Origin of the sequence: Ralstonia flaminis, assembly GCF_958415495.1 — a bacterium.
In the GTDB taxonomy this organism is placed as follows: domain Bacteria; phylum Pseudomonadota; class Gammaproteobacteria; order Burkholderiales; family Burkholderiaceae; genus Ralstonia; species Ralstonia flaminis.
The window spans coordinates 43969-69903 of record NZ_CATZLL010000008.1 but is presented as its reverse complement, the minus strand read 5'-3'; the positions used below and the strand labels follow the sequence as shown (position 1 = coordinate 69903).

Below are 25935 nucleotides of genomic sequence, written 5' to 3'. Positions count from 1 at the left end.
GAGTCTCGTGTGTTCTTGGAAGCCGTCATTATGCGCCCGACGCCCAGCCAGCGCGGGTTTTCAGGCATAGAACTTCTTCATGCCGCCCATGAGTGCGCTTCACGATGCCCTCTTAAGCACAACGCAGGCGCGACCGAGAATGCCCTCGAAAATATCCGGAATCACGTATCAGGATGGTGCGCATTTTCACATCGTGGGATAAAATTTTGCATCGCATTCGCACCTATCCCGGCACCCATGGCAGAAGCAGACAAGGACCCCGGCAAGACGTCCATCCAGGTCATCGAACGCATGATGATGCTGCTTGACGCACTGGCCGAGCACGCCGATCCGGTCAGCCTGAAGGCGCTGTCCGCCAGCACCGGACTGCACCCGTCCACCGCCCACCGCATCCTGAACGACATGGTGGCGTGCCGCTTTGTCGATCGCTCCGACCCGGGCAGCTATCGCCTCGGCATGCGCCTGCTGGAACTCGGCAATCTGGTCAAGGCGCGCCTGTCAGTGCGTGAAGCCGCGCTGACGCCCATGCGCGCGCTGCATCGCCTGACCGGCCAGACCGTCAACCTTTCCGTACGCCAGGGCGATGAAATCGTCTACATCGAGCGCGCCTACTCTGAGCGCTCGGGCATGCAGGTCGTGCGCGCCATTGGTGGTCGCGCGCCGCTGCATCTGACATCGGTCGGTAAGCTGTTCCTGGCGGCAGACGAGATCGGCCGCGTGCGTGCCTATGCCACGCGCACCGGCCTGTCGGGCCACACGCGTACGTCGATTACCGATCTGCCCAAGCTGGAGCGTGAGTTGAATTGGGTGCGCACCAACGGCTACGCACGTGACAACGAAGAGCTGGAACTCGGCGTGCGCTGTATCGCTGCCGGCATCTACGACGATTCGCGCCGGCTGGTGGCGGGCCTGTCGCTGTCCGCACCGGCAGACCGGCTGCAGGACAGCTGGCTCGACAATCTCAAGGACACCGCCCTGCAGATTTCCAAGGGCATGGGCTACACCTATGACGAGGAGCCGGTACGCGCAGAATGAGCGCCGGCTTTACCCAACAAAAAAGCGCGTCATCGGACGCGCTTTTTTGTTGGGCGATCAGACTGCAACTCAGGCGCCGCGCTGCTCCGAAGCCAGCACCGTCGTCGGTTGCGTCGACACCGGCACGTTGCGCAGCGGCGCAGCAGCCTGCGTAGCGGCCTCGACATGCGGATTGCGTTCCAGCCAGTTGCGCACGCGCGTGGCATCCGCAAAGCGCGTCAGGTTGCCAGCGGAATCCAAGAACACCATCACCACGTTGCGGCCATGCACGTTGGCCTGCATCACCAGGCAGCGGCCCGCTTCGTTGATGAAGCCGGTCTTCTGCAGACCGATGTCCCATTCGCCGCCACGCACCAGGCGGTTGGTATTCACGTAGTGCAGCGAGCGGCCGTTGGCGTTGACAGTGTGCTCGGTGGTGGTTGTGAACTGGCGGATCGTGGGGACCTTGTAAGCGGCAACGACGATCTTGGCCAGATCCTGTGCGCTCGATACGTTGCTGCTCGACAGGCCGTTCGAATCGACGTAGTGCGTGTCGTTCATGCCGAGTTCATGCGCCTTGCGGTTCATGGCGGCAACGAATGCCGGACGGCCGCCCGGATAGTTGCGCCCCAGCGCCGAAGCCGCACGGTTCTCAGACGACATCAGCGCCAGCAGCAGCAAGTCTTCACGCGTGAGCATCGTGCCAAAGCGCAGACGCGAGCCGGTGTTGCGCTCGTAGTCGCGGTCTTCTTCAGTGATCTCAAGCAGTTCGTCCATCGGCTGATGCGCTTCGGTCACGACCAGCGCGGTCATCAGCTTGGTGATCGAGGCGATCGGCAACACAGCGGCCGAATTCTTCTGAAACAGGACTTCACCAGTGTTCTGATCCATCACCAGTGCGACAGACGAACGCAGCGCCAGCGCATCCGGCGTGGAACGCAGACCCATCGCTTCGCCCAGCGTCGGGCTGGCCGGCACAAAGGCCGCGCGCACCGGGCGTGCACCGCGTTCAACCACGATCACGCGGCGCTTGCCCTTTACGGTCACGACCTTGCGGACCTTGGAGGTGGCAGTTTCATCGCTGCTGGCAGCCGCGACCTTGGCGCTGGCTTTCTTGCTGGCGACAGTCTTGCCTTTGGATTTGGCTTTCTTGCTGGCGGCGGGCTTTTTGTCGGCAGTGGCAGCATGGGCCACGGAGGCGACGGAAACAGCGGCGAGCGCGACGGTCATCAGCGAAGCTAGGCCGAGACGTCGGAAAAATGAGGATACAGACCGTGACATGATTCGATCACCCGCGCGTGAGATGGCGCAAGTGTAGGCAAAAACAAAATTCTTAGCAAGATGAAGGACTTAGCTCACAGCCTTAAAGTTTGACCTGTGGAGCCTTATCATTCAGACATCATTTCGACGCAATTCCCTGCTACGGCAGGCCACAATTTGCGAAGAAAGTTGCGCATAGGGCACTTTCTGAGTAACGCGTCAAAACGTATTGCGAAGGCTCCGGAACAGAGCACCTCATCCCGCTCGAATTCCCACCTAGGCGGTGACAATCACGGTTTACAACGTCGTCCAACACTTCCTCACAATGCGCCCGCGCTTACACGCCGACTGCATGATGGAAGTCTAACGACACACCGACTGAATCTGTTGACACAGCTTGACGATTTTTTTTCCTCTATTCGCTCTTTGCACGAAGATGTGCGCTGTAGCGTGCAGGCGATGGCGCGTTGGCGCGTCAATCGAGAAATCGAGTGAAGTCTGAGACAGGTGCACGCTCGGTGATCAGCGTGTTTTCGATGGCGGACGGGTCGACATACCCCATCGACATACCGCACACGACCATTTCGTCATCAGACAACGTCAGGTGCGCTTTGATGATGCGATGGAATGGCGTGAAGGCCGCTTGCGGACACGTATCGATGCCGCGTGCACGCGCCGCCACCATCACGGCTTCGAGGAACATGCCGTAGTCGAGCCAACTGCCCTGCTCCATCACGCGATCGATGCTAAAGATGAGACCGACCGGCGCATCGAAGAAGCGGAAATTGCGTGCGTGCTGCGCATGCATGCGCGCCTTCTCTGCACGCCCAATACCGAGCAGGCTGTATAAGTCCCAACCTACCTTGCGACGACGGCTTTGATACGGATCGACCCACGTGCGAGGGTAATACGGATACTCTTCGCGATGCAGCGTATCGACCTCCGGATGGTCATACGCAGCCAGCACAGATTCCGACAAACGCGCCTTTGATTCGCCCATCAGCACGTAGACCTTCCACGGCTGCGTATTGCTACCTGAGGGCGCGCGGCGTGCGACATCCAGAATGGCTTCGATATCCTCCCGCGCGACAGGCTTGGGTAGGAACGCGCGAATTGAGCGGCGCGACGTGATGGCCTGGTCGACGAGCTCGACCTCGGCGGGGCTGGGGCATCGATCGTTCATGACAAACAAGGCAGGTCAATCAAGCAACGACGTTGGCGACCAATGGTTCCAGCACGGCACGCAACGCCTCTGGCAGCGGCACGGGCCGGCGCGTTTCTCGATCAACGTAGACGTGCACGAAGTGCCCTTGCGCTGCCGCCTCGCGTGCATCGCCACGGAACAGCCCTACCTCATAGCGCACGCTGGTGTTGCCCAGGCGCGCAACGCGCAAGCCCGCGACCACTGGATCAGGAAACGATAGCGGCGCGAAGTAGTTGCACTGCGTTTCGATGACGAGGCCGATGGTGTCGCTGTGCTCAGGGTCCAGCACGCCCTGCTCGATCAGGTAGGCGTTCACCACGGTATCAAAGTAGCTGTAGTAGACGACGTTGTTGACGTGGCCGTAGACGTCGTTGTCCATCCAGCGCGTGGTGATGGTGTGGAAGTGGCGGTAGTCGTCGCGCGTCTGTCGGGGCGTGCTCATGCTGGCGTGCGCTCTGGAGATTGGAAAACTACGAGGATACGCCAGCCGTTTTCAAGTCAGCGGCGCTCACTTGCGGATCACCAGTGCCACACCACACGCAGCGATCACCATGCCGAGTGCGGCCAGCGGCGGAAAGCGCTCACCGAACAGGGCCCAGGCCATGACCGCAGTCGTTGGCGGCGTCAGGTACAGCAGAGACGTCACCTTGGTCGCCGCGCCCTGACGGATCAATACAAACAGCAGCGAGATCGCGCCGATGGACAGTGCCAGCACCGACCACACCAGCGAGCCGATCATCTGCGCAGTCCAGTGCACCTCGCGCGTCTCGAACAGGAACATGAACGGCAGACACAGCAGCGCCGACGCGCCGAATTGAATGCATGCGCCCATGCGCAGATCGAACACCGGGCAATGGCGCTTCTGGTACAGCGTGCCAATCGTGATCGACAGCAGTGCGCCCACGCATAGCGCCAGCGTCGTCACGCCCACGCCGGCCAGGTGCAACTTATTCGCCACAACCAGCCCCACCCCGGCGATACCGCACAGCAGGCCCAGCCACTGGCGCCCCGTCACGCGCTCGCCACGCATCGATACATACAACGCCGTGAGTATCGGCTGCATGCCGACAATCAGTGCCGTCATGCCTGCCGGCATACCCAGTTTGACCGCCGCCCACACCCCGGCCAGATAGCCCCACTGCATCAACACACCCGCTACGGCAAGGTGGCCAACGGTTGCCCAATCGACTTCATTCGTGCCCGCGCGACGCGGCAACGGCACCCGCGCCAACCACACGAGCGGCAGCAGGCACACCAGCACGCCAACAAAGCGCAGGAAGAGGAACGTGATGGGCTCAGCGTACGGCATGCCGTACTTGGCCACGATAAAGCCAGTGCTCCAGATCAGCACGAACAGCCACGGCATCGCAGCCACGAAGAGGGAATCGCGAGCCGGCGCCGGCACAGCGGAATACGCTTGGGTCATGCGGAAAGCGGAAAAGAGATCGATGCGGTGGCAGCCTTGTCGCGCGCCGCCCAACGCTGTGCATGCCGGGCAGCCAGCGCGACCGTCTGCGCGTGGACGGCCACGGTGTCGTCGATATTGTTGCCGTAGCCGCCCGCCATGGTAACGGCAATCGGAATCCGTCGTTGATACGCAAAATCGAACACCTGTTGGTCGCGCGCGGCCAGCCCCGCCATCGTCAGCTTGAGCCTGCCCAGACGATCTCCTTCGTGTGGATCGGCGCCAGCCAGATAGATGATCAGGCTTGGCTTGAATCGCCCCGCCAGGATGTCGAGCGCGCCGGTCAGTGCTTCCAGATAGTCGTGATCGCCGCAGCCGTCGTGCAGGCCCACGTCCAAGTCAGATGCCTCTTTGCGGAACGGGTAGTTCTTCTCACCGTGCACCGACAACGTGAACACCGAGGCATCGTCACGCAGGATCGACGCGGTGCCATTGCCCTGGTGCACATCCAGGTCAATGATCGCAACAGGAAACTCGGCGGGCACCCTGCCCGGCTGACGCTGCATCCAACGCGAAGCAATGGCTGCGTCGTTGAAGACACAAAAACCAGCGCCCTTGTCTGCATAAGCGTGATGCGTACCGCCCGCCAGATTGACGGCAATGCCATCGGTCATCGCCGCTTCGCATGCGGCCATCGTTGCGCCGGCGGACCGGCGGCTACGCTCCACCATCTCCGGCGACCACGGGAAGCCGATTTCACGCTGGCGTGCCGGATCCAGCAGGCCGGCACTCACCGCCTGGACATAGTCAAGCCCATGCGCCAGTAGCAAAGCCTGGTCGTCGGCGCGCGGGGCTTCATGCATCGCCAACCCGGGTACCTCGGTCAACACCCGCTCGCGTAGCTCACTGTATTTACGCATCGGAAACCGGTGACCAGGGGGCAGCGGCAGCACAAAGTGATCGGTATAGAACGCCCGCATGAGAGATAGCAAATAATTGCAGCGCAACAGAATTGGCGAACGGACGCATCCTAACCTAGGCTGCGTCAGTATGTTTTTTGAGACGAAATTGCCGCTTATTGCGTGAGAACAACTTCGTCACGCACCACAAATGCGCATTCTTTTGCCACAAAAAGTTACGGCAAACGGTTTGCTGCGCAATTCCTGTGCACGAAAAATCAGCCAATTCTGATTTTTGTGCGATGCACAAAAGCCGCTTGACACTGGTTTGGCGTTCAACAACAATGGAATTGTTGCGATGCACCATCTTTAAGCCATCGTGATGTCGCCTGGAAGGCCCGACGCAGACCGTCATGCTTTGTACATCTGGGCGATCTAAATTTTTGATTTTGATTCCCCCCGTCCACCTTGCATTGGAGAGACAACATGCTGACTCAGGAACAGATCGCTGCGGCGCACAAGGCCAACCTGGAAACCTTCTTTGGCCTGACCAACAAGGCTTTTGAAGGCGTCGAGAAACTGGTCGAACTGAACCTGCAAGTCGTCAAGGCTACCCTGGCCGAAAACGTCGAGCACGCCAAGAAGGCCCTGACTGCCAAAGACGCACAAGAACTGCTGTCGGTGCAAACTGCTGCTGTTCAGCCGCTGGCAGAAAAGGTTCTGGCTTACAGCCGCCACCTGTACGAAATCGCTTCGGACACGCAAACCGAATTCAGCAAGGCTGCAGAATCGCAAATCGCCGAAAACAGCCGCAAGCTGCAAGCGCTGGTCGACAACGTGTCGAAGAACGCCCCGGCTGGTTCGGAATCGGCTGTTGCTCTGGTGAAGTCGGCTCTGTCGGCCGCCAACAACGCGTACGACTCGGTCCAAAAGGCCACCAAGCAAGCTGTGGAACTGGCTGAAAGCAACTTCCACGCTGCTGCCAACGCTGCCAGCAAGGCAACCGCCCAAGCTTCGGCTCAAGCGCGTGCTGCCACCAGCAAGAAGACCACGACCGCTGCCTAATCGGTCTGAAACTTTCTGCTCAAGCGGGCCTCCTTCGGGAGGCCCGTTTTGTTTTTGGCGCTCGAAACAATCCTCCAAACATATCGTTTGCGTGCATTTGCGCGGAACCGAAACGCACGCACGGCGGTCAATTCCACTGTGTTCGTTGGTTTGTCTCCTCGGTACCGCCAGAGAAAACCTGTCCTCAGTGGTGATCAGTGGGTACCTTTGACCCGGCTTCGGCCGGGTTTTTTGTGTGCGCTCGAATCGCCCCAGCGCTTCAAACTGCGAACTTTTGTGGATACCCGGCGCTCCATCCTATATTGCGGATTACCGCCCCAGCCCCACACCGATGTCCCGCGAATCCCTGGCCAAACGCGGCCTGATCTTCCTGGCCGCGCTCATCCTGCTCTTCGAAGAATGGATCTGGAACGCCATGCTGCGGGTTACTGCCCGACTGGCCAAGCACCCTTGGGTGCAAGTAGTAGAGAAACGCCTGGCAGCGCTTGAACCGATCGAGGCCCTTTGCGCGTTCGCTCTGCCGATGCTGGCGTTGCTGCCATTCAAGTTGGCAGCCGTCTACGTGCTGGCACGCGGTAAATTCATTGCTGGGACGCTGGTCCTGATCTTGGCAAAGGTCGTCAGCACGGCATTGGGTGCGCGCATCTACATTGCGGTACGGCCGCAGTTGCAGGCGATCGCTTGGTACGCACGCTGGGAAGCCGCTTTCCTGGCCTGGAAGCAGCGTATGGTTGCCGCCTTGCGAGCCACGCCGACCTGGCAAGCACTGCAGGCTCGCATCGCCGTCTGGCGTGCGCACCGTCGTGGGCTGGCACGGCTGGCTTGGCGCCGGCTAACCGCCGCATTGCGATTGCTACGGCGGCACCGCCGCCCAGCCCAACCCCGCCAGTAAATCGCCACTCCAATGAAAAAGGGCCGCCCAATCGAGCGGCCCTTTCCTTTGCCAGTCAGTTTTCAGAGTCTGCCTGAAATCTGGCGGTTAATTGCACATCAACGCTTGCGAGCGGGCGGCACATCCGTGCAAACGCCTTCGTAGATTTCCGCAGCCATACCCACCGACTCACCCAGCGTCGGATGCGGGTGGATGGTCTTACCGATATCCACAGCGTCTGCACCCATCTCGATGGCCAGGCAGACCTCGCCGATCAGGTCGCCCGCATGCGTGCCGACAATACCGCCACCGATGATGCGATGCGTTTCCTCATCGAAGATGAGCTTGGTGAAGCCCTCGTCGCGACCGTTGGCGATGGCGCGACCCGAGGCGGCCCATGGGAACACGCCCTTGCCGTACTTGATGCCCTGTGCCTTGCACTGGTCTTCGGTCAGGCCAGCCCACGCCACTTCCGGATCGGTATAGGCCACCGACGGAATCTGCTTGGCATCGAAGTACGCCTTCTCGCCGTGCGCGGCTTCGGCTGCCACGTGGCCCTCGTGCACGGCCTTGTGCGCCAGCATCGGTTGACCGACGATGTCGCCGATCGCGTAGATATGCGGTACGTTGGTGCGCTGCTGCTTATCGACCTCGATAAAGCCGCGGTCGGTCACGGCCACGCCGGCCCTCTCGGCGCCGATGCGCTTGCCGTTCGGGCTGCGGCCGACAGCCACCAACACCATGTCGTAGCGTTGCGGCTCAGCCGGTGCAGCCTCGCCTTCGAACTTGACGTAGATGCCGTCCGGCTTGGCTTCGACCCCGACCGTCTTGGTCTTGAGCATGACCTTGTCGAAGCGGCCCTTATTCATCTTGTCCCACACCTTGACGAGGTCGCGGTCGGCGCCCTGCATCAGGCCGTCGAGCATTTCCACCACGTCGATGCGTGCGCCGAGCGTGCTGTACACCGTGGCCATTTCCAGGCCGATGATGCCACCGCCGATGACCAGCATCTTGGCCGGCACTTCACGCAGTTCCAGCGCGCCGGTCGAATCGACAATGCGCGGATCTTCCGGAATGAACGGCAGCTTCACGGCCTCGCTGCCCGCCGCGATGATCGCCTTGGCAAAGCGGATGACCTTCTTCTCGCCGGTCGCGGCCTTGCCGTCACCGCCCGTCAGTTGCACTTCGAGGTGGTTCGGATCGAGGAACGTGCCGACACCGCGCACGACCTGCACCTTGCGCGACTTGGCCATGCCGGCCAGGCCGCCAGTCAGCTTGCCGATCACGGATTCCTTATGCTTGCGCAGCTGGTCGATATCCACCTTCGGCTCGCTATAGACGATGCCGTGTGCGGCCATCGCCTTCACTTCTTCCATCACGGCAGCGGTGTGCAACAGCGCCTTCGACGGGATGCAGCCCACGTTCAGGCAGACACCGCCCAGCGTGGAGAAACGCTCGACCAGCACAGTGTTCATGCCGAGATCGGCACTGCGGAAAGCGGCCGAGTAACCGCCCGGGCCGGAGCCGAGGACGAGCATGTCGCATTCGATGTCAGCACCACCGGCGTGTTTGGCCGCTTGCGGTACAGGTGCGGAGGCTGCCGGTGCAGCAGCAGGTGCTGCGGCCGGAGCCGGTGCTTGCGCAGGCGCGGGAGCAGCGGTTGCGCCCGCTTCCGCCGTGGCAATCACGGCGCCCTTGGCGACCTTGTCACCGACTTTGACCTTCACGTCGACGATCTTGCCAGCCACGTCCGACGGCACTTCCATGCTGGCCTTGTCGGACTCCAGCACGATCAGCGACTGCTCTTTCTCAACGGCGTCGCCCGCCTTGATCAGCACTTCGATGACTTCTACCGCATCGAAATCGCCGATATCCGGCACCTTGATTTCCACCAAGCTCATTCCTGACTCCTTGTTCTTGTCGTCGGCTGCAGGCACTGCCTTGGCCGCCGACGCTTTCAATCCTGCAGACGTACTGTGTGCACTTCGATCGGGCCGCCAGAACTTTTGTCGAACTCAACACCGGCTGCCACGCCAACCTGTGCGACATCCGCCGCCGTCTTGCCCGGCATGTCGAACACCGCCGACATGGCGCCCAACGCGAAATTGCGCCCGGAGCCAATACCCCAGAAGCGGTCGAACGAAAACACTTCGCGGTATGAATAGACGCCGTAGATGCCCGTTGCATTGGCGATCAGGCAGGTGATCTGCGACGACTCGTACGGATCATCGTCGTCTTCCTTGGTGTTGACGAAATACTCGTCTTTGAGCTTTTCGTGCACCTTGAGGAAGGTCCGGAAAACGTCGTCGCGCGTGCCGAGCCGGCACTCATCCGCCAGTCCGGTCAGCAGGCTGCGCATGACCGGAAAGTGAGCCGTCGTACCCGCCAGCGCGATCAGCGACTCGCCCACCTGGAAGATCTTCTGGTTCTGCTCGTAGCCGCGCGCCAGGCGCGTATCACCGAACGTCACCAGCGAATCGGCTGCGATTGCCACTTCGCCATCTTTCTTGACCACCACGCACGTTGTCATGTCGTCCTCGCCAAAAGTCAGCCGACTGGGCCGGCACGCTCGGGCTCGAAGCCAGACGCGTGCCGTGCCCGTGCAGGCTTACAGGCTGACGCGGCGGAAATCCGCCAGCACGCTGGCCAGATACGCGTTGAAGCGCGCTGCTTCCGCGCCGTCGATCACGCGGTGATCGTACGACAGCGACAGCGGCAGCGTCAGGCGCGGCACGAACTGCTTGCCGTCCCACACCGGCTTCTGATAGCCACGCGACAGGCCCAGGATGGCCACTTCCGGCGCGTTGATGATCGGCGTGAAGTTCGTACCACCGATGCCGCCCAGCGACGAAATCGAGAAGCAGCCGCCCTGCATCTGGTCTGGCTTGAGCTTGCCGTCACGCGCAGCTTTCGACAATTCCGCCATTTCGCGGGCGATATCGACCAGGCCCTTCTTGTCCGCATCGCGGATCACCGGCACCACCAGCCCGTTGGGCGTATCCGCCGCGAAGCCGATGTGGAAGTACTGCTTGAACACCAGGTTGTCGCCGTCCAGGCTCGCGTTGAAGGTCGGGAACTTCTTCAGTGCGCCGACCACGGCCTTGATCACGAATGCCAGCATCGTGAACTTCACGCCGGCCTTTTCGTTTTCCTTGTTCAGCGTCACGCGCAGGGCTTCGAGGTCGGTGATGTCCGCTTCGTCGTTGTTGGTGACGTGCGGGATCATGACCCAGTTGCGGTGCAGGTTCGCGCCCGAGATCTTCTTGATGCGCGACAGCGGCTTCGGATCGACCGGGCCGAACTTGGTGAAATCCACCTTCGGCCACGGCAGCAGGTTCAGCTCGCCACCACCAGCCGGTGCGCCAGCAGCAGCCTTGCCCGGCGCTGCAGCCTGGCCGCTCATCACGCCCTTGACGTAGCGCTGCACGTCTTCTTGCGTGATACGGTTCTTCGGGCCCGTGCCGCCAACGAGGTTCACGTTGACGCCCAGTTCGCGTGCGTACTTGCGCACCGAAGGGCTGGCGTGGGCGGCCTTGCCCACCGTACCGACCGTATCAGCGGTGTACGTGGCGGGTGCAGCTGCGGGGGCCGGGCTCGGTGCAGCGGCAGCCGGCGCAGAGGCCGGAGCTTGCGCAGGGGTCGGTGCAGCAACCGTGCCGCCAGCGCCTTCCAGCACAACGATCAGCGTGCCTTGCGACACGGCATCGCCCACCTTCACACGAATTTCCTTGACGACACCGGCAGCCGGCGACGGTACATCCATCGTGGCCTTGTCCGATTCGAGCGTGATCAGCGACTGCTCGGCTTCCACCTTGTCGCCCACCTTCACGCTGATCTCGATGACCGGCACGTCGGTGTAGTCGCCGATGTCCGGGACCTTCACTTCAACCGTGCCGCCACCTGCAGCCACCGGCGCGGGTGCCGGGGCTTGCGCAGCAGGCGCGGGTGCCGGCGCAGCGGCGGCCGGAGCCGGTGCCGGAGCTTGTGCGGCAGGCGCCGGAGCAGCGGCAGCGCCCTGCTCTTCGAGCAGCAGCACCAGCGCGCCTTCTGACACGGTGTCGCCCACCTTGATCTTCACTTCCTTGACGACGCCGCTCTTGGGCGACGGCACATCCATGGTCGCCTTGTCCGATTCCAGCGTGACCAGCGAATCCTCGGCGTTGACGGTATCGCCCGCCTTGACCAGCACTTCGATCACCGGGACGTCTTTGTAGTCGCCGATGTCCGGCACCTTGATTTCTACGACTTGACTCATTCTTCTGTCTCCAGAGGGTCTGGCGGCGAGAGCATCCGGCGGCGGACACACAGTGCCCCGCAGGCTACCGCATCGTGCAGGCAAATGCACGTCGCGGAAAGTCTGCCGGAGCGGTGTCCGGCCGGGACGCAACCCGCGCGCCCGGCGGCTCCGTTATACGGTCATCGGGTTGGGCTTGTTCGGATCGAGGTTGTACTTCTTCAGTGCCTCGGCCACCTTTTCGCGCGGCAGCACGCCTTCGTCGGCGAGCGCCTTGAGCGATGCAACAGTCACCCAGTAGCGATCCACTTCGAAGAAGTGGCGCAGCTTCTCGCGGGTATCCGAGCGGCCAAAGCCGTCGGTGCCCAGCACCACGTAGCGACGCGGCACGAAGGCGCGGATCTGCTCAGCGAAGGTACGAACGTAGTCTGTCGATGCGATAACCGGGCCGCGTGCGTTCTTGAGCAGCTTCTCGACGTGCGACTCGCGTTGCGGTTCGGTCGGGTTGAGCAGGTTCCAGCGGGTGACAGCGTTGCCTTCACGGGCCAGCTCGGTAAAGCTCGGGCAGCCCCACAGGTCGGACTCGACGCCCCAGTCCTTCTTGAGCAGCTCAGCAGCGGCAATCACTTCGCGGAAGATGGTGCCCGAACCCAGCAGTTGCACGCGCGGTGCGTTGCTGTTCTCGACGCCCTTCTTGAACTGGTACATGCCCTTGATGATGTCGGCTTCGACACCCGCCGGCATTTCCGGGTGTTCGTAGTTCTCGTTCATCACCGTCAGGTAGTAGTAGACGTCTTCCTGCTCGACATACATGCGGCGCAGGCCGTCTTGCATCACCACGGCCAGTTCGTACTGGAACGTCGGGTCATACGAGATGCAGTTCGGGATGGCAGCGTGGTACACGTGCGAGTGGCCGTCTTCGTGCTGCAGGCCTTCACCGTTCAGCGTCGTACGGCCAGCGGTGCCGCCCAGCAGGAAGCCGCGCGAGCGCATGTCGCCGGCGGCCCAGCAGAGGTCGCCGATACGCTGGATGCCGAACATCGAGTAGTAGATGTAGAACGGGATCATCGCCACGCCATGCGTCGAATACGACGTGGCGGCTGCGATCCAGTCGCACATGGCGCCGGCTTCGTTGATGCCTTCCTGCAGCACCTGACCCGTCTGCGATTCCTTGTAGAACATCAGTTGGTCGTGATCCTGCGGCACGTACTTCTGGCCTTCCTGGTTCCAGATACCGACTTGGCGGAACAGACCTTCCATGCCGAACGTACGCGACTCATCCGGCACGATGGGCACCACGTGCTTACCGATGTTCTTGTCCTTCAGCAGGATGTTCAGAATGCGCACGAAGGCCATCGTCGTGGACACTTCACGGCCTTCACCGGTGGCCTTGAGCAACGCGTCGAAGGCAGCCAGCGCCGGAATCTGCAGCGCGTCGGCCTTCTGGCGACGGGCCGGCAGGTAACCGCCCAGGTCCATGCGGGCCTTGCGCATGTATTCGAGTTCCTTCGAGCCTTCTTCGAACTTGACGTACGGAACGTGCTCGAGCTGGTCGTCAGCCACGGGGATGTTGAAGCGATCGCGCAGCTTGCGGATGGCATCCACCGGCATCTTCTTCTGCTGGTGGGCGATATTCATCGCTTCGCCGGCTTCGCCCATGCCATAGCCCTTGATGGTCTTGGCGAGAATGACGGTCGGCTGGCCCTTGTGGTTGGTTGCCGATTGGAACGCCGCGTAGATCTTGTGCGGATCGTGGCCGCCACGGTTCAGTGCCCAGATGTCGTCGTCGGACCAGTCGGCCACCATGGCCTTGAGTTCTGGCGTGTTGAAGAAGTGCTCGCGCACGTACGCGCCGCTCTTCGACTTGAAGGTCTGGTACTCGCCGTCGACGCATTCCATCATGCGGCTCATCAGCAGGCCCTTGGTGTCGCGCGCCAGCAGTTGATCCCAGCGGCTGCCCCAGATGACCTTGATGACATTCCAGCCGGCGCCGCGGAATTCGCTTTCCAGCTCTTGAATGATCTTGCCGTTGCCGCGCACCGGACCGTCCAGGCGCTGCAGGTTGCAGTTGATCACGAAGACGAGGTTGTCCAGCTTTTCACGGCCGGCCATGCCGATCGCACCCAGCGATTCCGGCTCGTCGGTTTCGCCGTCGCCCAGGAAGGCCCAGACCTTGCGGTTTTCCCAGTTCTGGATCAGGCCGCGGCTGGCCAAGTACTTGGTGAAGCGCGCCTGGTAAATCGCCATGATCGGGCCCAGGCCCATCGACACGGTCGGGAACTGCCAGAAATCCGGCATCAGCCACGGGTGCGGATACGACGAGATGCCCTGGCCGTCCACTTCCTGGCGGAAGCTGTCGAGTTGGTTTTCGGTCAAGCGGCCCAGCAGGAAGGCGCGCGAGTACACGCCCGGTGCCGAGTGGCCCTGCACGAAGACCATGTCGCCACCGTGCTTATCGGACGGGGCGTGCCAGAAGTGGTTGTAGCCGACGTCATACAGCGTGGCTGCAGACGCGAACGACGAGATGTGGCCACCGACGTTGGTGTCCTTGTTCGCGCGCAGGACCATCGCCATGGCGTTCCAGCGCGTGTACGAACGGATGCGGTGCTCGATTTCCTGGTCGCCAGGAATGCGGTCCTGATTTTCGACCGGAATCGTATTGATATAGGGGGTTTCTGCGTGCAGCGGCGAGGTCACGCCGTTGATGCGCGCGTACTCGATCTGCTTATCGAGGAGGAACGCCGCGCGTTGCGGGCCTTCCGCGCCGATGACGCCTTGCAGCGCCTCCAGCCATTCCTTGGTTTCCTGGGGATCGACGTCGCTGGCGCTCGTGGCGCCCAGGACTTGTTCTGGTACGGCCGACATGGCGGTCTCCTTGGTAGCAGTAACGGTAGGTGCGTCTCGTTAGATTGGGGGTACCCCAACTTTTGCGCTGATTCTATGGGGACACGCAAATACAGCACAAGCGGAATTTTCAAATTGCGATATGGTTTTTTATAATGTGGAATATTGCGGCGATGCAAAACAAATCAGTTTTAACGCTGCAGCGCAGCATTTCCCTGCTGGCGAAATGTGCGTCACCAAGCGGTTTCCCCAAGCGACCAGCACGTTAATTGCCGTTACACTTGGTTTTGCGCAGTTGCACAGATGTCCACACCCTTACCTCCGCAGAATTCCGGCGTTCGTCCGCCCATCATGCTTTCCCCCCGCCACGCCCAGCAGGACCCGGCCCGGTCATCTGAAGTGTCCGAGTTGTCCGAGCCGCCGACGCCTGCCGCGCCTGCGTCTGCAAATACAGCGGTGCCCGCGCCAGAGCTGCCACCTGATGAGGGCGTGCGCCCCAGCATGCCACGTCGGCTCTGGATGACGCGCCTGGGCCGACTATGGACGACCAACTGGTTCATGTTCATTCCGCTGGTGGCAATCGTCCTGTTTGCCGGCGCGATGATCTTCATCCTGTATCAGTTGCACGCCACCGAGGTGCAGCAGCAGCGCGACGCCCTCTACCGCGATGCCGCCTGGGCCGAGCAGAAGGTGCGCCTGTCACTGCAGAGCAACCAGGATCAGGTGGCGGCGCTGGCCCGCGACATTGGCGCCGCGCAGCTTGACCCAAGCGCCTACCGCGACGCCGCGCGCCAACTGCTGCGCGAGAACCCCGAACTGGTCTTTATCAATTGGCTGGACGCCACCCGCCGCCCGCGCTGGGCCTTCCCCGCCAGCTCTGAATTCGTCACCCGCATACGCGAGACGCGTGAGCACCCGCTTGAACCCGAGATCCAATCCGCCTACGACGCCGCGCGTGAGACGCAGCGCGCCGTCTATTCCCGCCCCATCCAGAACGAGCGCGGCGAGAGCTTCATGCTCATGGAAGTACCGATCGTGCGCGACAACGAGTTCCTCGGCACGGTGGGCGCCATGTACTCGGTCACCGGCATTCTTACGCAGCTGCTACCGGGGGAGTTGACGGACCGCTACCGCTTCTCCCTTGTCGACAAGAACAACGTGATCCGCGCCAGCACATCGCTACGGCCGGTGCCGAAGGCGGCTGCGTCGTACGAAGTGCTGCTGGACCCGCCGGGGCATTCGTTGTCGCTGCGGGCGGAGGCGTATCCGGCGCCGTCCAACCTGCCCAACAACATGCTGATGTGGCTGGTGGCGGGCCTGTCGTGCTTCGTGATCTGGAGCCTGTGGAGCGTTTGGCGGCACACAAGCCGCCGCTCCGAAGCGCAGCGCGCGCTGCTGGCCGAAACCTCGTTCCGCCGCGCCATGGAAAACTCCATGGTGATCGGCATGCGCGCGCTCGACCTCAACGGCCGCATCACCTATGTGAATCCTGCCTTCTGCCGCATGATCGGCTGGACGGAGGCCGAACTGGTCGGCCGCATGCCGCCCTTCCCGTACTGGCCACCCAACGAAATCGGCGAGATGCAGAAGCACATCGAGCTGACCCTGCGCGGCAAGGCCCCAGCCAATGGCATGGAGCTGCGAATGATGCGCCGTGACGGCACGAGCTTCTACGCACGGATGTACGTCTCGCCACTGATCGATGCACGCGGTCGGCACACTGGCTGGATGAGTTCGATCACCGACATCACCGAACCCAAGCGCGCACGCGAAGATCTGGCCGCCGCACACGACCGCTTCACCACTGTGCTGGAAAGCTTGGACGCCGCCGTGTCCGTGCTCTCCACCGACAAGGCCGAGTTGCTGTTTGCCAACCGCTACTACCGCCAGCTCTTCGGCTGGGAGGCCTTTGGCCACCTGCAGCTCTCGGGCCAGGACGTCAACACGGAAGATGTATCCAGCGATGCCCTGGACATGGTGGACGGCTACGCCGGCCTGCCCGCCTCCGAGCTGACGCCGCACGCCGCCGATGCTCGCGAAATCTACGTCCCAGCGATGCAGAAATGGTTTGAAGTGCGCCGCCGCTACATCCAATGGGTGGACGGCCACCTCGCGCAGATGCAAATCGCCACCGACATCACCGTGCGTAAGGCCGCTGAAGAAATGACGCGCCAGCACGAAGAGCGCCTGCAGTTCACCAGCCGCCTGACGACCATGGGCGAGATGGCATCGTCCCTGGCGCATGAATTGAACCAACCGCTGGCCGCCATCAATAACTACTGCATGGGTGCAGTCGGCCGCCTCAAGAGTGGGCGCAGCACGGCGGAAGAATTGATCCCCGTGCTGGAAAAGACCTCCGCCCAGGCCGTGCGTGCCGGTACGATCATCCAGCGCATCCGCGGTTTCGTGAAACGCAGCCAGCCGCAGCGGCGCGAATCCGATCTGCGCGACATCGTGGCCGATGCCGTAGGCCTGGCGGAGCTGGAGGCCACGCGTCGCGGCATCACCATCCTCACGCGCCTGCCGGCCGAGCTGCCGCCTCTGTACGTCGACCCGGTGCTGATCGAACAGGTGCTGGTCAACCTGCTCAAGAATGCCGCCGAAGCCATGGCCGCCCACCCGCGCTTGCGCGCCGCGAGCGTCCTGCGCCTGCACGCCAACCTGATCGATGATCCGGACAACTCCGTGCTCATCGAGGTCATCGACCAGGGCCCGGGCGTGGACGACAGCACCAAGGAGCGCCTGTTCGAGCCCTTCTTCAGCACCAAATCCGACGGCATGGGCATGGGCCTGAACATCTGCCGCTCCATCATAGAATCCCACCTCGGCAGGCTCTGGGTAGAAAACAATGCCGATGGCATCGGCTGTACGTTTAAAATCATCCTGCCGCTGAACCCGCTGTAAATCGTTTTTAAAACAGAACGTAGACCGAGGACTCTCCATGAGCACAACGCCCGCAGCAGTTGCTCCGCGCAACGAAACCGTGTTCGTCGTCGACGACGATGAGGCCATGCGTGACTCATTGACGTGGCTGCTCGAAGGCAACGGCTACACCGTGCGCACCTACCGCAGCGCTGAAGAATTTCTCGTGGACGACAAGCGCACCGACGGCGTCGGTTGCCTGATCCTCGACGTACGCATGCAAGGCATGAGCGGCCCCGAGCTGCAAGACCGCCTCATGGCCGAAAACAGCCGCCTGCCGATCGTGTTCGTGACCGGCCACGGCGACGTGCCGATGGCGGTGTCGACCATGAAGAAAGGCGCGGTCGACTTCATCGAGAAGCCGTTCGACGAATCGGAACTGCGTGAACTGGTCGAACGCATGCTCAGCAAGGCCCGCTCGGAAGACTCCGTCGCACGCGAGCAGAAGGCCGCCAAGGACCTGCTCGGCCGCCTGACCACGCGCGAGCAACAAGTGCTCGAGCGCATCGTTGCCGGCCGCCTGAACAAGCAGATCGCCGATGACCTGGGCATTTCCATCAAGACGGTGGAAGCCCATCGCGCCAACATCATGGAAAAGCTCAACGTGAACACCGTGGCTGACCTGCTGCGCCTGGCCCTCTCGCGCAATAGCTGATCCGTTTTGTGGGCCGGTTGTGAGCAACCAGGGCGGCTGGAAGGGAGGCGCCGATTTATAATCGCGGTTTGCCCTCACCCTCCTCCGCCCAGCCATGACCGCCCAACTCATTGACGGCAACGCGCTTGCCAAGCAACTCCGCGCCGAAGCCGCACAACGCGCTGCCGCCCTCACCGCGCGCGGCCACCAGCCCGGCTTGGCCGTCATCCTCGTCGGCGAAGACCCGGCCAGCCAGGTCTACGTGCGCAACAAGATCAAGGCCTGCGAAGACAATGGTTTCCTCTCCGTCTTCGACCGCTACCCGGCTGACCTGACCGAAGCCGACCTGCTCGGCCGCATCGACGCCCTGAACCGCGACCCACGCATCCACGGCATCCTGGTCCAGCTTCCGCTGCCCAAGCACATCGACAGCCACAAGGTGCTCGAAGCCATCGCGCCCGAGAAGGACGTCGACGGTTTCCACGTGGCCAACGCCGGCGCGCTGATGACCGGCGCCCCGCTGTTCCGCCCATGCACGCCGTACGGCTGCATGAAGATGCTGGAATCGATCAACTACCCAGTGCGCGGTGCCAATGCCGTGGTGGTGGGCGCCTCGAACATCGTCGGCAAGCCGATGGCGATGCTGCTGCTGCAAGCCGGCGCCACCATCACGATCTGCAACAGCAAGACGCGCGACCTGTCCGCCCACACGCGTGAGGCCGACATCATCGTGGCCGCCGTGGGCCGCCGCAACATCATCACCGCCGACATGGTCAAACCCGGCGCCGTCGTGATCGACGTGGGCATGAACCGTGACGATGCCGGCAAGCTCTGCGGCGATGTCGACTTTGCCGGCGTCAAGGAAGTCGCCGGCTACATCACCCCGGTGCCGGGCGGCGTCGGCCCGATGACGATCACCATGCTGCTGATCAACACCCTGGAAGCTGCTGAACGCGTTGCCGCAGGAGGTTCGCTGGCAGCGTAAGCTTCACTTTCCACCATTGGAAACGGAAAAAGCGTCCCAACCTGATGGATCGGACGCTTTTTTTGTCTCCGATTTTTTCCTACTGAGCCCGCCATGACCGATACCTCGCTCCAAGCCAATAATCCGCTGCTTGATTTCTCCGGTCTGCCGCGCTTTGCAGATATCCGCCCTGAGCACATCACGCCGGCCATCGACGTGCTGCTTGAACGCGCCGCAGCGGCGGTCTCCAAGGTCAAGGACCCAGCCACACCAGTCTCCTGGAATACCGTTGTCACCGCGCTGGAAGACGCCACTGAGCCGCTGGGCCGCGCCTGGGGCATCGTCGGACATCTGAGCGCGGTAGCCGACACGCCGGCCCTGCGCGAAGCGCACGCCGCCAACCTGCCGCGCGTCACCGAATTCTGGTCGGGCCTGGGGCAGGATCTCGCACTGTTCGAGAAGTACAAAGCCATCGCGCAAAGTGCCGAATACGCCACCTTGAATGCCGCCCGCAAGAAGTTGCTCGACAACGAACTACGCGGCTTCCGCCTGGGTGGCGCCGAGTTGCCGGAGGATCAGAAACCGCGTTTTGCCGCCGTCCAGGAGCAGCAGGCGCAACTGACCAAGGCCTTCAGCGACCACGTGCTGGACGCCACCAACGCCTACGCGCTGCTGATCGACGACGAAGCCCGCCTGGCCGGCCTGCCCGACGACGCCAAGCAGGCCGCGCAGGAAGCCGCCCGTCGCGACAACCCGAACGCGACCGGCTGGAAGTTCACCCTGCACTTCCCGTCGTACTTCCCGGTGCTGCAATACGCAGATGACCGCGCGCTGCGCCGCACGCTGTACGAAGCCAACGTCACGCGCGCGTCCGAACTGGGCACGCAGTACGGCGGCGGCAAGGCGGAGTGGGACAACACCGCCAACATGGCAGAACAGCTCGCGCTGCGTGCGGAAGAAGCCCACATGCTCGGCTACCGCAACTTTGGCGAGGTCTCGCTCGTGCCGAAAATGGCGGATTCGCCGGAAGACGTCCTGCGCTTCCTGAGTGAGCTGGCCGACCGTGCCCGCCCCTTTGCCGAGAAGGATTGGGAAGAGCTGCAGGCTTTCGCCAAGACCACACTCGGCATCGACAAGCTCGAACCGTGGGACATGGCCTACACCTCGGAAAAGCTGCGCGAGGCACGCTATGCGTTCTCCGAGCAAGAGGTGAAGCAGTACTTCCCCGAGCCGGCTGTACTGGACGGCCTGTTCAACGTTGTGCAGACGCTGTTCTCGGTGAAGATTCGCCCGGAACAAGCTGCGGTGTGGCACCCGGACGTGCGCTTCTTCCGCGTCGAATCGGCCCAGGGCGAGCTGCTCGCACAGTTCTACATCGACCTGTACGCCCGAGACGGCAAGCGTGGCGGCGCCTGGATGGATGACGCGCGCGGCCGCAAGGCGCTGGCAGATTCGCGCGTGCAAACCCCGGTGGCCTACCTGACCTGCAATTTCTCCGGCCCGGTCGGCGACAAACCCGCGCTGTTCACGCACGACGAGGTCATCACCCTCTTCCACGAATTCGGCCATGGCCTGCACCACATGCTCACGCGTGTGGACGAGCTGGGCGTGTCCGGCATCAACGGCGTGGAATGGGATGCGGTGGAGCTGCCCTCGCAGTTCATGGAGAACTTCTGTTGGGAGTGGGAAGTCCTGTCGCGCATGACCCGCCATGTCAATTCCGGCGAGCCCCTGCCGCGCAAGCTGTACGACAGCATGCTGGCGGCGAAGAACTTCCAGAACGGCATGATGACGCTGCGCCAGATCGTGTTCTCGACGTTCGACATGCATCTGCATACGGATTTCGACCCGAAGGGTTCAACGTCGGTGCTGGAGCTTTCGCGCCAGGTCAACAACCGCTTCCACGTGGTACCCCAGGCCGAACTGTCGCGCTGGCCGAATACGTTCAGCCACATCTTCGCGGGCGGCTATGCAGCGGGCTACTACAGCTACAAGTGGGCCGAGGTGCTGTCGGCAGATGCCTACGCGGCGTTTGAAGAAGCCAGCAAGCTGAGCGGCTCGGTACTCGACACTGAAACCGGTGCGCGCTACCGCCGCGAAGTGCTGGAAGTTGGCGGCAGCCGCCCGGCGATCGAATCGTTCACAGCCTTCCGAGGGCGTGCACCGAGCATCGACGCGCTGCTGCGCCACGGCGGCATGGTGGCCGAGGCCGCCTGACGGTCTACGGTGCAAGAACAACGCCGCTTCGCGCGCAAGCCGAAGCGGCGTTTTTCATTGGGGCAACCGAAAATCGACGCGCACAGACCGGCCTGGCAGTGATAGCGCTGCATGTGGCGCCGGCGTACGCGCCACCACCTGACCCCGTCGCATCACCAGCGTGCGCGTTGCGCGCAAGCGGATCGCCTCAATGGGGTCACGCGCATCCAGCACCACCAGATCCGCATGGCACCCCAGCGCGATGCCGTAGCCCTCCAACCCCAGGATGCGCGCGGGCGCCTCGGTCACCGCTGCAAAACACTGGCGCATAGCGTCTTGTCCGGTCATCTGCGCAACATGCAGACCCATGTGGGCGACCTCCAGCATGTCGCCAGAGCCAAGGCTGTACCAAGGGTCCATCACGCAATCATGGCCGAAGGCGACATCGATACCGGCCGCCAGCAGCTCAGGCACGCGCGTCATGCCACGTCGCTTCGGATACGTATCGGACCGCCCCTGCAGCGTGATGTTGATCAGCGGATTGGCAATCGCCGCCACACCCGCCTCGCGCATCAGCGGCAACAGCTTGCTGACGTAGTAGTTGTCCATCGAGTGCATCGACGTCAGGTGCGAGCCGGCCACGCGACCGTGCAAACCGAGGCGATGCGTTTGCGCGGCAAGTGTTTCGATATGGCGCGAGGACGGGTCATCAGACTCATCACAGTGCATGTCGATGCGCAGGCCGCACTCGGCTGCGAATTCGCATAGCAGACGCACAGACTCGGCGCCGTCGGCCATCGTCCGCTCGAAATGCGGGATGCCTCCAACAACGTCCACGCCCATGCTGATGGCGCGCTTGAGGTTGTCGAAGGCGCCCGGGCTGCGCAGCAGACCGTCCTGCGGGAAGGCGACAAGCTGCAGATCCAGATACGGCGCCACTTGACGCTTGACGTGCAGCAGCGCCTCGACGGCCAACAGACGCGAGTCGCACACGTCCACATGGGAGCGGATTGCCAGCAGGCCACGCGCGACGGCCCAGTCGCAGTAATGCAAGGCGCGTTCGACCAGCGCATCTTGCGTAAGCGCTGGCTTGAGTTCGCCCCACAGCGCGATGCCCTCGAGCAGCGTGCCGGACTGGTTCACACGCGGCAAGCCGTACGACAAGGTCGCATCCATGTGGAAATGCGCGTCGACAAACGGCGGCGACACGAGCGCCCCGGCTGCATCGAACTCGTCAACACCGCGTACGGGCAAGTTCGGCTGCACGGCGGCAATGCGGCCAGATTCGATGCCGATGTCAATACCGGTGCGTCCATCGGGCAGATTGGCATTGCGGATCACGAAATCCATATGGGCTCCTGTGGCTACGCTTGCGCCAATCTAACCCAAGCCGGCGATGGCGGCGGCGATGGCGCTTGATGGCACAATAACGTTCGATTTGGACGGCGCCGCTTCTACGCGCCGTCGCCATTTGCAAGGATCGCTCCCTCATGCGCGTCGCCACCTGGAACGTCAACTCCCTCAAAGTCCGCTTGCCGCAGGTGCTGCAATGGCTGGCCGAACGCGAGGCTGACGGCACCCCCATCGACCTGCTTTGCCTGCAGGAACTCAAGCTGCCTGACGACCGCTACCCGCTGGCAGAACTGGATGCCGCGGGCTACGCGTCGCTCTTCACGGGACAGAAGACCTATAACGGCGTGGCCATCCTCGCGCGCAAGGCGGCCGTGCCCGAAGGCCGCGACGTCGTAAAGAACATTCCTGGCTTTGCCGACGAGCAGCAACGCATCGTGGCCGCCACCTATGACATGGCCGGTGGCCCGGTGCGAGTGATCTCCGCCTACATCCCAAACGGCCAAGCGCTGGACTCCGACAAATTTGTCTATAAGCTGCGCTGGCTTGAAGCGCTGCAAGCATGGCTGAAAGACGAGATGGCCGTGCATCCGCGCCTGATGCTACTGGGCGACTTCAACATCGCTCCGGAAGATCGCGACGTGCACGACCCGAAGAAGTGGGAGGGCCAGAACCTGGTATCGCCGGAGGAGCGTGCGGCGTTTCGGGCGATGGAGCGTGCTGGGCTGGTTGATGCATTCCGCATGTTCGAGCAGGAAGACAAGCTCTTCTCGTGGTGGGACTACCGTATGTTCGGCTTCAGACGCAACGCCGGCCTGCGTATCGACCACATCATGCTGTCGCCCGAACTCGCCAAGCTGTGCGAGTCGTGCCATATCGACAAGGTGCCGCGCGGTTGGGAGCAGCCGTCTGACCACACGCCCGTAGTCGCAGCCTTGCGCGACGCATAAGGCAGACTCCGCATGGCATCCACCTTCAAGCATCGCAACCTGCCGCATCTGCTACTGCGTGCGCGTGAGACCTTCATGGCGCGCTTCCGGCCGATCCTGCGCGAGCACGGCATCACCGAGCAGCAATGGCGCGTGCTGCGCACGCTCAACGACACCGGCGACATGGAGCCCAACCAGCTCGCCGACGCATGCCTGATCCTGAGTCCGAGCCTGACGCGCATGCTGGCGGCAATGGAACAGTCGGAGATGATTGTGCGCACGCGCTCGTCGGTGGATCAGCGCCGGCAGGTGATTTCGCTCACGCCCAAGAGCCGCAGGTTCCTGGCCGATGTGGAGCCTCAGGTGGACGCGGAGTATGCGCGCATCGAAGCCCAACTCGGGCGCGCGCGCCTGGATGCGCTCTACGTTGCCATCGACGAATCCATCCGAGTCATGGAAACGCACACGCCGATGTCGCGTTTTACCGGTGACGAATAACGCCCGTCAGTAGACGCTGCCGCCCCTCTGCGGCTTGGCGCCCTCGCCCTTGAACGCCTGAGCCAGTTGCTCGGCGCTGCGAGCCAGCAAGGTCACATCCGTTCCGACCGCCACGAAGGTCGCCCCGAGCGACAAGTAGTGCCTAGCCTGCGCCTGGTCAGCCGAGAGAATGCCCGCCGCCCGGCCAGAGGCCACGATGCGGCGAATCGTATCGTCGATCGTCTTGCGGACTTCCGGATGGCCGGGCTCACCCAGGTGGCCCATGGACGCCGCCAGGTCCCCCGGGCCGATGAAGACGCCGTCCACCCCATCCACCGCAAGAATTGCATCGAGATGCGCCAGGCTTTCGGTGGTTTCCACCTGCACCAGCGTGCACATTTCTGAATTGGCACGGCGGAGGTAGTCGTCAACGCGGTTCCAGCGTGACGCGCGTGCCAATGCGCTGCCCACGCCGCGAATGCCCTCGGGCGGATAGCGCATCGCCTCAACGGCCGCACGGGCCTCGTCTGCGCTTTGCACCATCGGCACCAGCAGCGTCTGTGCGCCGATGTCCATCAGGCGCTTGATCTCCACCGCGTCATTCCAGGCTGGCCGCACGATCGGGTGAGAGGGATACGGCGCGACGGCCTGCAGCTGGGCCAGCGTGGATTGCAACTGGTTCGGCGCGTGCTCGTTGTCGATCAGCAGCCAGTCAAAGCCAGCCCCCGCGACGATCTCGGCTGGATACGGATGCGTCATCGCCAGCCAGAGGCCGATCTGCGGGCGACCCTCGGCCAGCGCGCGCTTGAAGTGGTTCACCGGGAGCTGCATGACGGAGGCATCCTTTGAGCGTTAGACGGTTAGACGAAATGGCAGGCGATGCTGCCGAGCGGACCATAGTCGCAGTGGAATGTATCACCGGGGCGGGCGGGCACCGGGCGCGTGAACGAGCCACCCAGAATGACTTGCCCTGGCTCCAGCGCCACACCGTGCGGGGCCAGCTTGTTGGCCAACCAGACCACACCGTTGGCAGGATGGTTCAGCACGCCCGCCGCCACGCCGGTCTCTTCAATCACCGCATTGCGCGACAGGATGGCACCGACCCAGCGCAGATCCACATCACGCATGCGGATTGGGCGGCCGCCCATCACCACGCCGGCATTGGCGGCGTTATCCGCGATCGTGTCGAACACCTTGCGCGGGCGACCGCTGTCCGGGTCAATCGACTGTGAACGTGCGTCGATGATCTCCAAGGCCGGGATCACGTGATCCACCGCGTCGTACACATCGAACAGCGTCACCTCCGGCCCTTCCAGCCGCTTGCCGAGCACGAAGGCCAGCTCCACTTCCACGCGCGGCACGATGAAGCGGTTGGTAGGAATCTCGCTGCCTTCGGCAAAAAACATGTCGTCGAGCAGCGCGCCGTAGTCTGGCTCGTCGATCTGCGAGGACTGCTGCATCGCGCGCGAGGTCAGGCCGATCTTGTGGCCCTTCAGGCGTCGGCCCTCCTCCAGCTTCATCGCCACCCATTCACGCTGGATGGCGTAGGCGTCTTCAATGGTGATCTCGGGGTGGTCGAGTGAAACCTGGCGGATCTGCTTGCGGTCGATCTCGGCCTGGTGCAGGCGACGCGCAATGGTCTGGATGGTCGTGGGTTCGAGCATGGG

Annotated in this window: 21 protein-coding genes; 9 read left to right on the top strand and 12 right to left on the bottom strand. The window is 62.7% G+C overall.

Annotated elements, in window-relative coordinates; all coding sequences use genetic code 11:
* Window positions 1-237: 237 nt before the first annotated feature.
* Window positions 238-1035 carry an IclR family transcriptional regulator gene (locus R2N11_RS13920; RefSeq protein WP_039597466.1) on the top strand — a complete coding sequence of 266 codons (798 nt, stop codon included), beginning with the start codon at window positions 238-240 and terminating at the stop codon, window positions 1033-1035.
* Window positions 1036-1104: 69 nt separating this feature from the next.
* On the opposite strand, the gene pbpG is transcribed toward R2N11_RS13920, so the two are convergent.
* From pbpG to R2N11_RS13895, 5 genes are all read right to left on the bottom strand, one after another.
* A complete protein-coding gene (pbpG, locus tag R2N11_RS13915) occupies window positions 1105-2295 on the bottom strand; it encodes a D-alanyl-D-alanine endopeptidase (RefSeq protein ID WP_199029881.1) in 1191 nt (396 codons plus the stop codon).
* Between the two features lie 454 nt (window positions 2296-2749).
* Complete coding sequence (locus R2N11_RS13910) at window positions 2750-3457, bottom strand: nitroreductase (protein ID WP_316681438.1); 708 nt, start codon at window positions 3455-3457, stop codon at window positions 2750-2752.
* Between the two features lie 19 nt (window positions 3458-3476).
* A complete protein-coding gene (locus R2N11_RS13905; protein ID WP_199029885.1) occupies window positions 3477-3920 on the bottom strand; it encodes an acyl-CoA thioesterase in 444 nt (147 codons plus the stop codon).
* A gap of 66 nt (window positions 3921-3986) precedes the next feature.
* Window positions 3987-4904: a DMT family transporter gene (locus R2N11_RS13900; RefSeq protein ID WP_199029887.1), complete on the bottom strand. Its 918-nt coding sequence runs from the start codon at window positions 4902-4904 to the stop codon at window positions 3987-3989.
* Window positions 4901-5863, bottom strand: a complete 963-nt coding sequence (locus R2N11_RS13895) for a histone deacetylase family protein (RefSeq protein ID WP_199029889.1) — start codon at window positions 5861-5863, stop codon at window positions 4901-4903. The genes R2N11_RS13900 and R2N11_RS13895 overlap by 4 nt, the downstream gene beginning before the upstream one ends.
* Before the next feature lie 405 nt (window positions 5864-6268).
* Here R2N11_RS13895 and R2N11_RS13890 point away from each other — a divergent pair, with 405 nt between their 5' ends.
* Window positions 6269-6847, top strand: coding sequence for a phasin family protein (locus R2N11_RS13890; RefSeq protein WP_021194645.1), 579 nt, complete (start codon window positions 6269-6271; stop codon window positions 6845-6847).
* A gap of 331 nt (window positions 6848-7178) precedes the next feature.
* Window positions 7179-7739 carry a hypothetical protein gene (locus R2N11_RS13885; protein WP_199029891.1) on the top strand — a complete coding sequence of 187 codons (561 nt, stop codon included), beginning with the start codon at window positions 7179-7181 and terminating at the stop codon, window positions 7737-7739.
* Between the two features lie 98 nt (window positions 7740-7837).
* Here R2N11_RS13885 and lpdA read toward each other — a convergent pair whose 3' ends face one another.
* The 4 genes from lpdA to aceE all read right to left on the bottom strand — a co-directional run bounded on the left by lpdA (window position 7838) and on the right by aceE (window position 14817).
* Window positions 7838-9619, bottom strand: a complete 1782-nt coding sequence (gene lpdA, locus R2N11_RS13880) for a dihydrolipoyl dehydrogenase (protein WP_316681436.1) — start codon at window positions 9617-9619, stop codon at window positions 7838-7840.
* Between the two features lie 56 nt (window positions 9620-9675).
* On the bottom strand, window positions 9676-10248 hold the full coding sequence (locus R2N11_RS13875; RefSeq protein WP_199029895.1) for an Ntn hydrolase family protein: 573 nt from the start codon (window positions 10246-10248) through the stop codon (window positions 9676-9678).
* Between the two features lie 78 nt (window positions 10249-10326).
* Complete coding sequence (gene aceF / locus R2N11_RS13870; RefSeq protein WP_316681435.1) at window positions 10327-11973, bottom strand: dihydrolipoyllysine-residue acetyltransferase; 1647 nt, start codon at window positions 11971-11973, stop codon at window positions 10327-10329.
* Window positions 11974-12126: 153 nt separating this feature from the next.
* Window positions 12127-14817, bottom strand: a complete 2691-nt coding sequence (gene aceE / locus R2N11_RS13865) for a pyruvate dehydrogenase (acetyl-transferring), homodimeric type (protein WP_199029899.1) — start codon at window positions 14815-14817, stop codon at window positions 12127-12129.
* Between the two features lie 282 nt (window positions 14818-15099).
* Between aceE and R2N11_RS13860 the strand changes: the two genes are divergently transcribed.
* The 4 genes from R2N11_RS13860 to R2N11_RS13845 all read left to right on the top strand — a co-directional run bounded on the left by R2N11_RS13860 (window position 15100) and on the right by R2N11_RS13845 (window position 21533).
* Window positions 15100-17700, top strand: coding sequence for a PAS domain S-box protein (locus tag R2N11_RS13860; RefSeq protein WP_199029901.1), 2601 nt, complete (start codon window positions 15100-15102; stop codon window positions 17698-17700).
* Between the two features lie 37 nt (window positions 17701-17737).
* Window positions 17738-18373 (top strand): response regulator transcription factor, encoded by a 636-nt coding sequence (locus R2N11_RS13855; RefSeq protein ID WP_199029903.1) that lies wholly within the window; start codon window positions 17738-17740, stop codon window positions 18371-18373.
* Between the two features lie 94 nt (window positions 18374-18467).
* On the top strand, window positions 18468-19337 hold the full coding sequence (gene folD / locus R2N11_RS13850; protein WP_199029905.1) for a bifunctional methylenetetrahydrofolate dehydrogenase/methenyltetrahydrofolate cyclohydrolase FolD: 870 nt from the start codon (window positions 18468-18470) through the stop codon (window positions 19335-19337).
* 93 nt (window positions 19338-19430) lie between these two features.
* Window positions 19431-21533 carry a M3 family metallopeptidase gene (locus R2N11_RS13845; RefSeq protein WP_316681434.1) on the top strand — a complete coding sequence of 701 codons (2103 nt, stop codon included), beginning with the start codon at window positions 19431-19433 and terminating at the stop codon, window positions 21531-21533.
* A 54-nt stretch (window positions 21534-21587) separates the two neighbouring features.
* On the opposite strand, the gene R2N11_RS13840 is transcribed toward R2N11_RS13845, so the two are convergent.
* The gene (locus R2N11_RS13840; protein WP_316681433.1) at window positions 21588-22862 is read right to left on the bottom strand and encodes an amidohydrolase family protein; all 1275 of its coding nucleotides are present in this window, start codon (window positions 22860-22862) and stop codon (window positions 21588-21590) included.
* 140 nt (window positions 22863-23002) lie between these two features.
* Between R2N11_RS13840 and xth the strand changes: the two genes are divergently transcribed.
* Both xth and hpaR read left to right on the top strand, forming a co-directional pair.
* A complete protein-coding gene (xth, locus tag R2N11_RS13835; protein ID WP_199029911.1) occupies window positions 23003-23812 on the top strand; it encodes an exodeoxyribonuclease III in 810 nt (269 codons plus the stop codon).
* Window positions 23813-23824: 12 nt separating this feature from the next.
* The gene (gene hpaR, locus R2N11_RS13830; protein WP_021194657.1) at window positions 23825-24289 is read left to right on the top strand and encodes a homoprotocatechuate degradation operon regulator HpaR; all 465 of its coding nucleotides are present in this window, start codon (window positions 23825-23827) and stop codon (window positions 24287-24289) included.
* Between the two features lie 6 nt (window positions 24290-24295).
* On the opposite strand, the gene hpaI is transcribed toward hpaR, so the two are convergent.
* Window positions 24296-25099 carry a 4-hydroxy-2-oxoheptanedioate aldolase gene (hpaI, locus tag R2N11_RS13825; RefSeq protein WP_316681432.1) on the bottom strand — a complete coding sequence of 268 codons (804 nt, stop codon included), beginning with the start codon at window positions 25097-25099 and terminating at the stop codon, window positions 24296-24298.
* A 29-nt stretch (window positions 25100-25128) separates the two neighbouring features.
* Complete coding sequence (gene hpaH / locus R2N11_RS13820) at window positions 25129-25932, bottom strand: 2-oxo-hept-4-ene-1,7-dioate hydratase (RefSeq protein WP_316681431.1); 804 nt, start codon at window positions 25930-25932, stop codon at window positions 25129-25131.
* Between the last annotated feature and the right edge of the window lie 3 nt (window positions 25933-25935).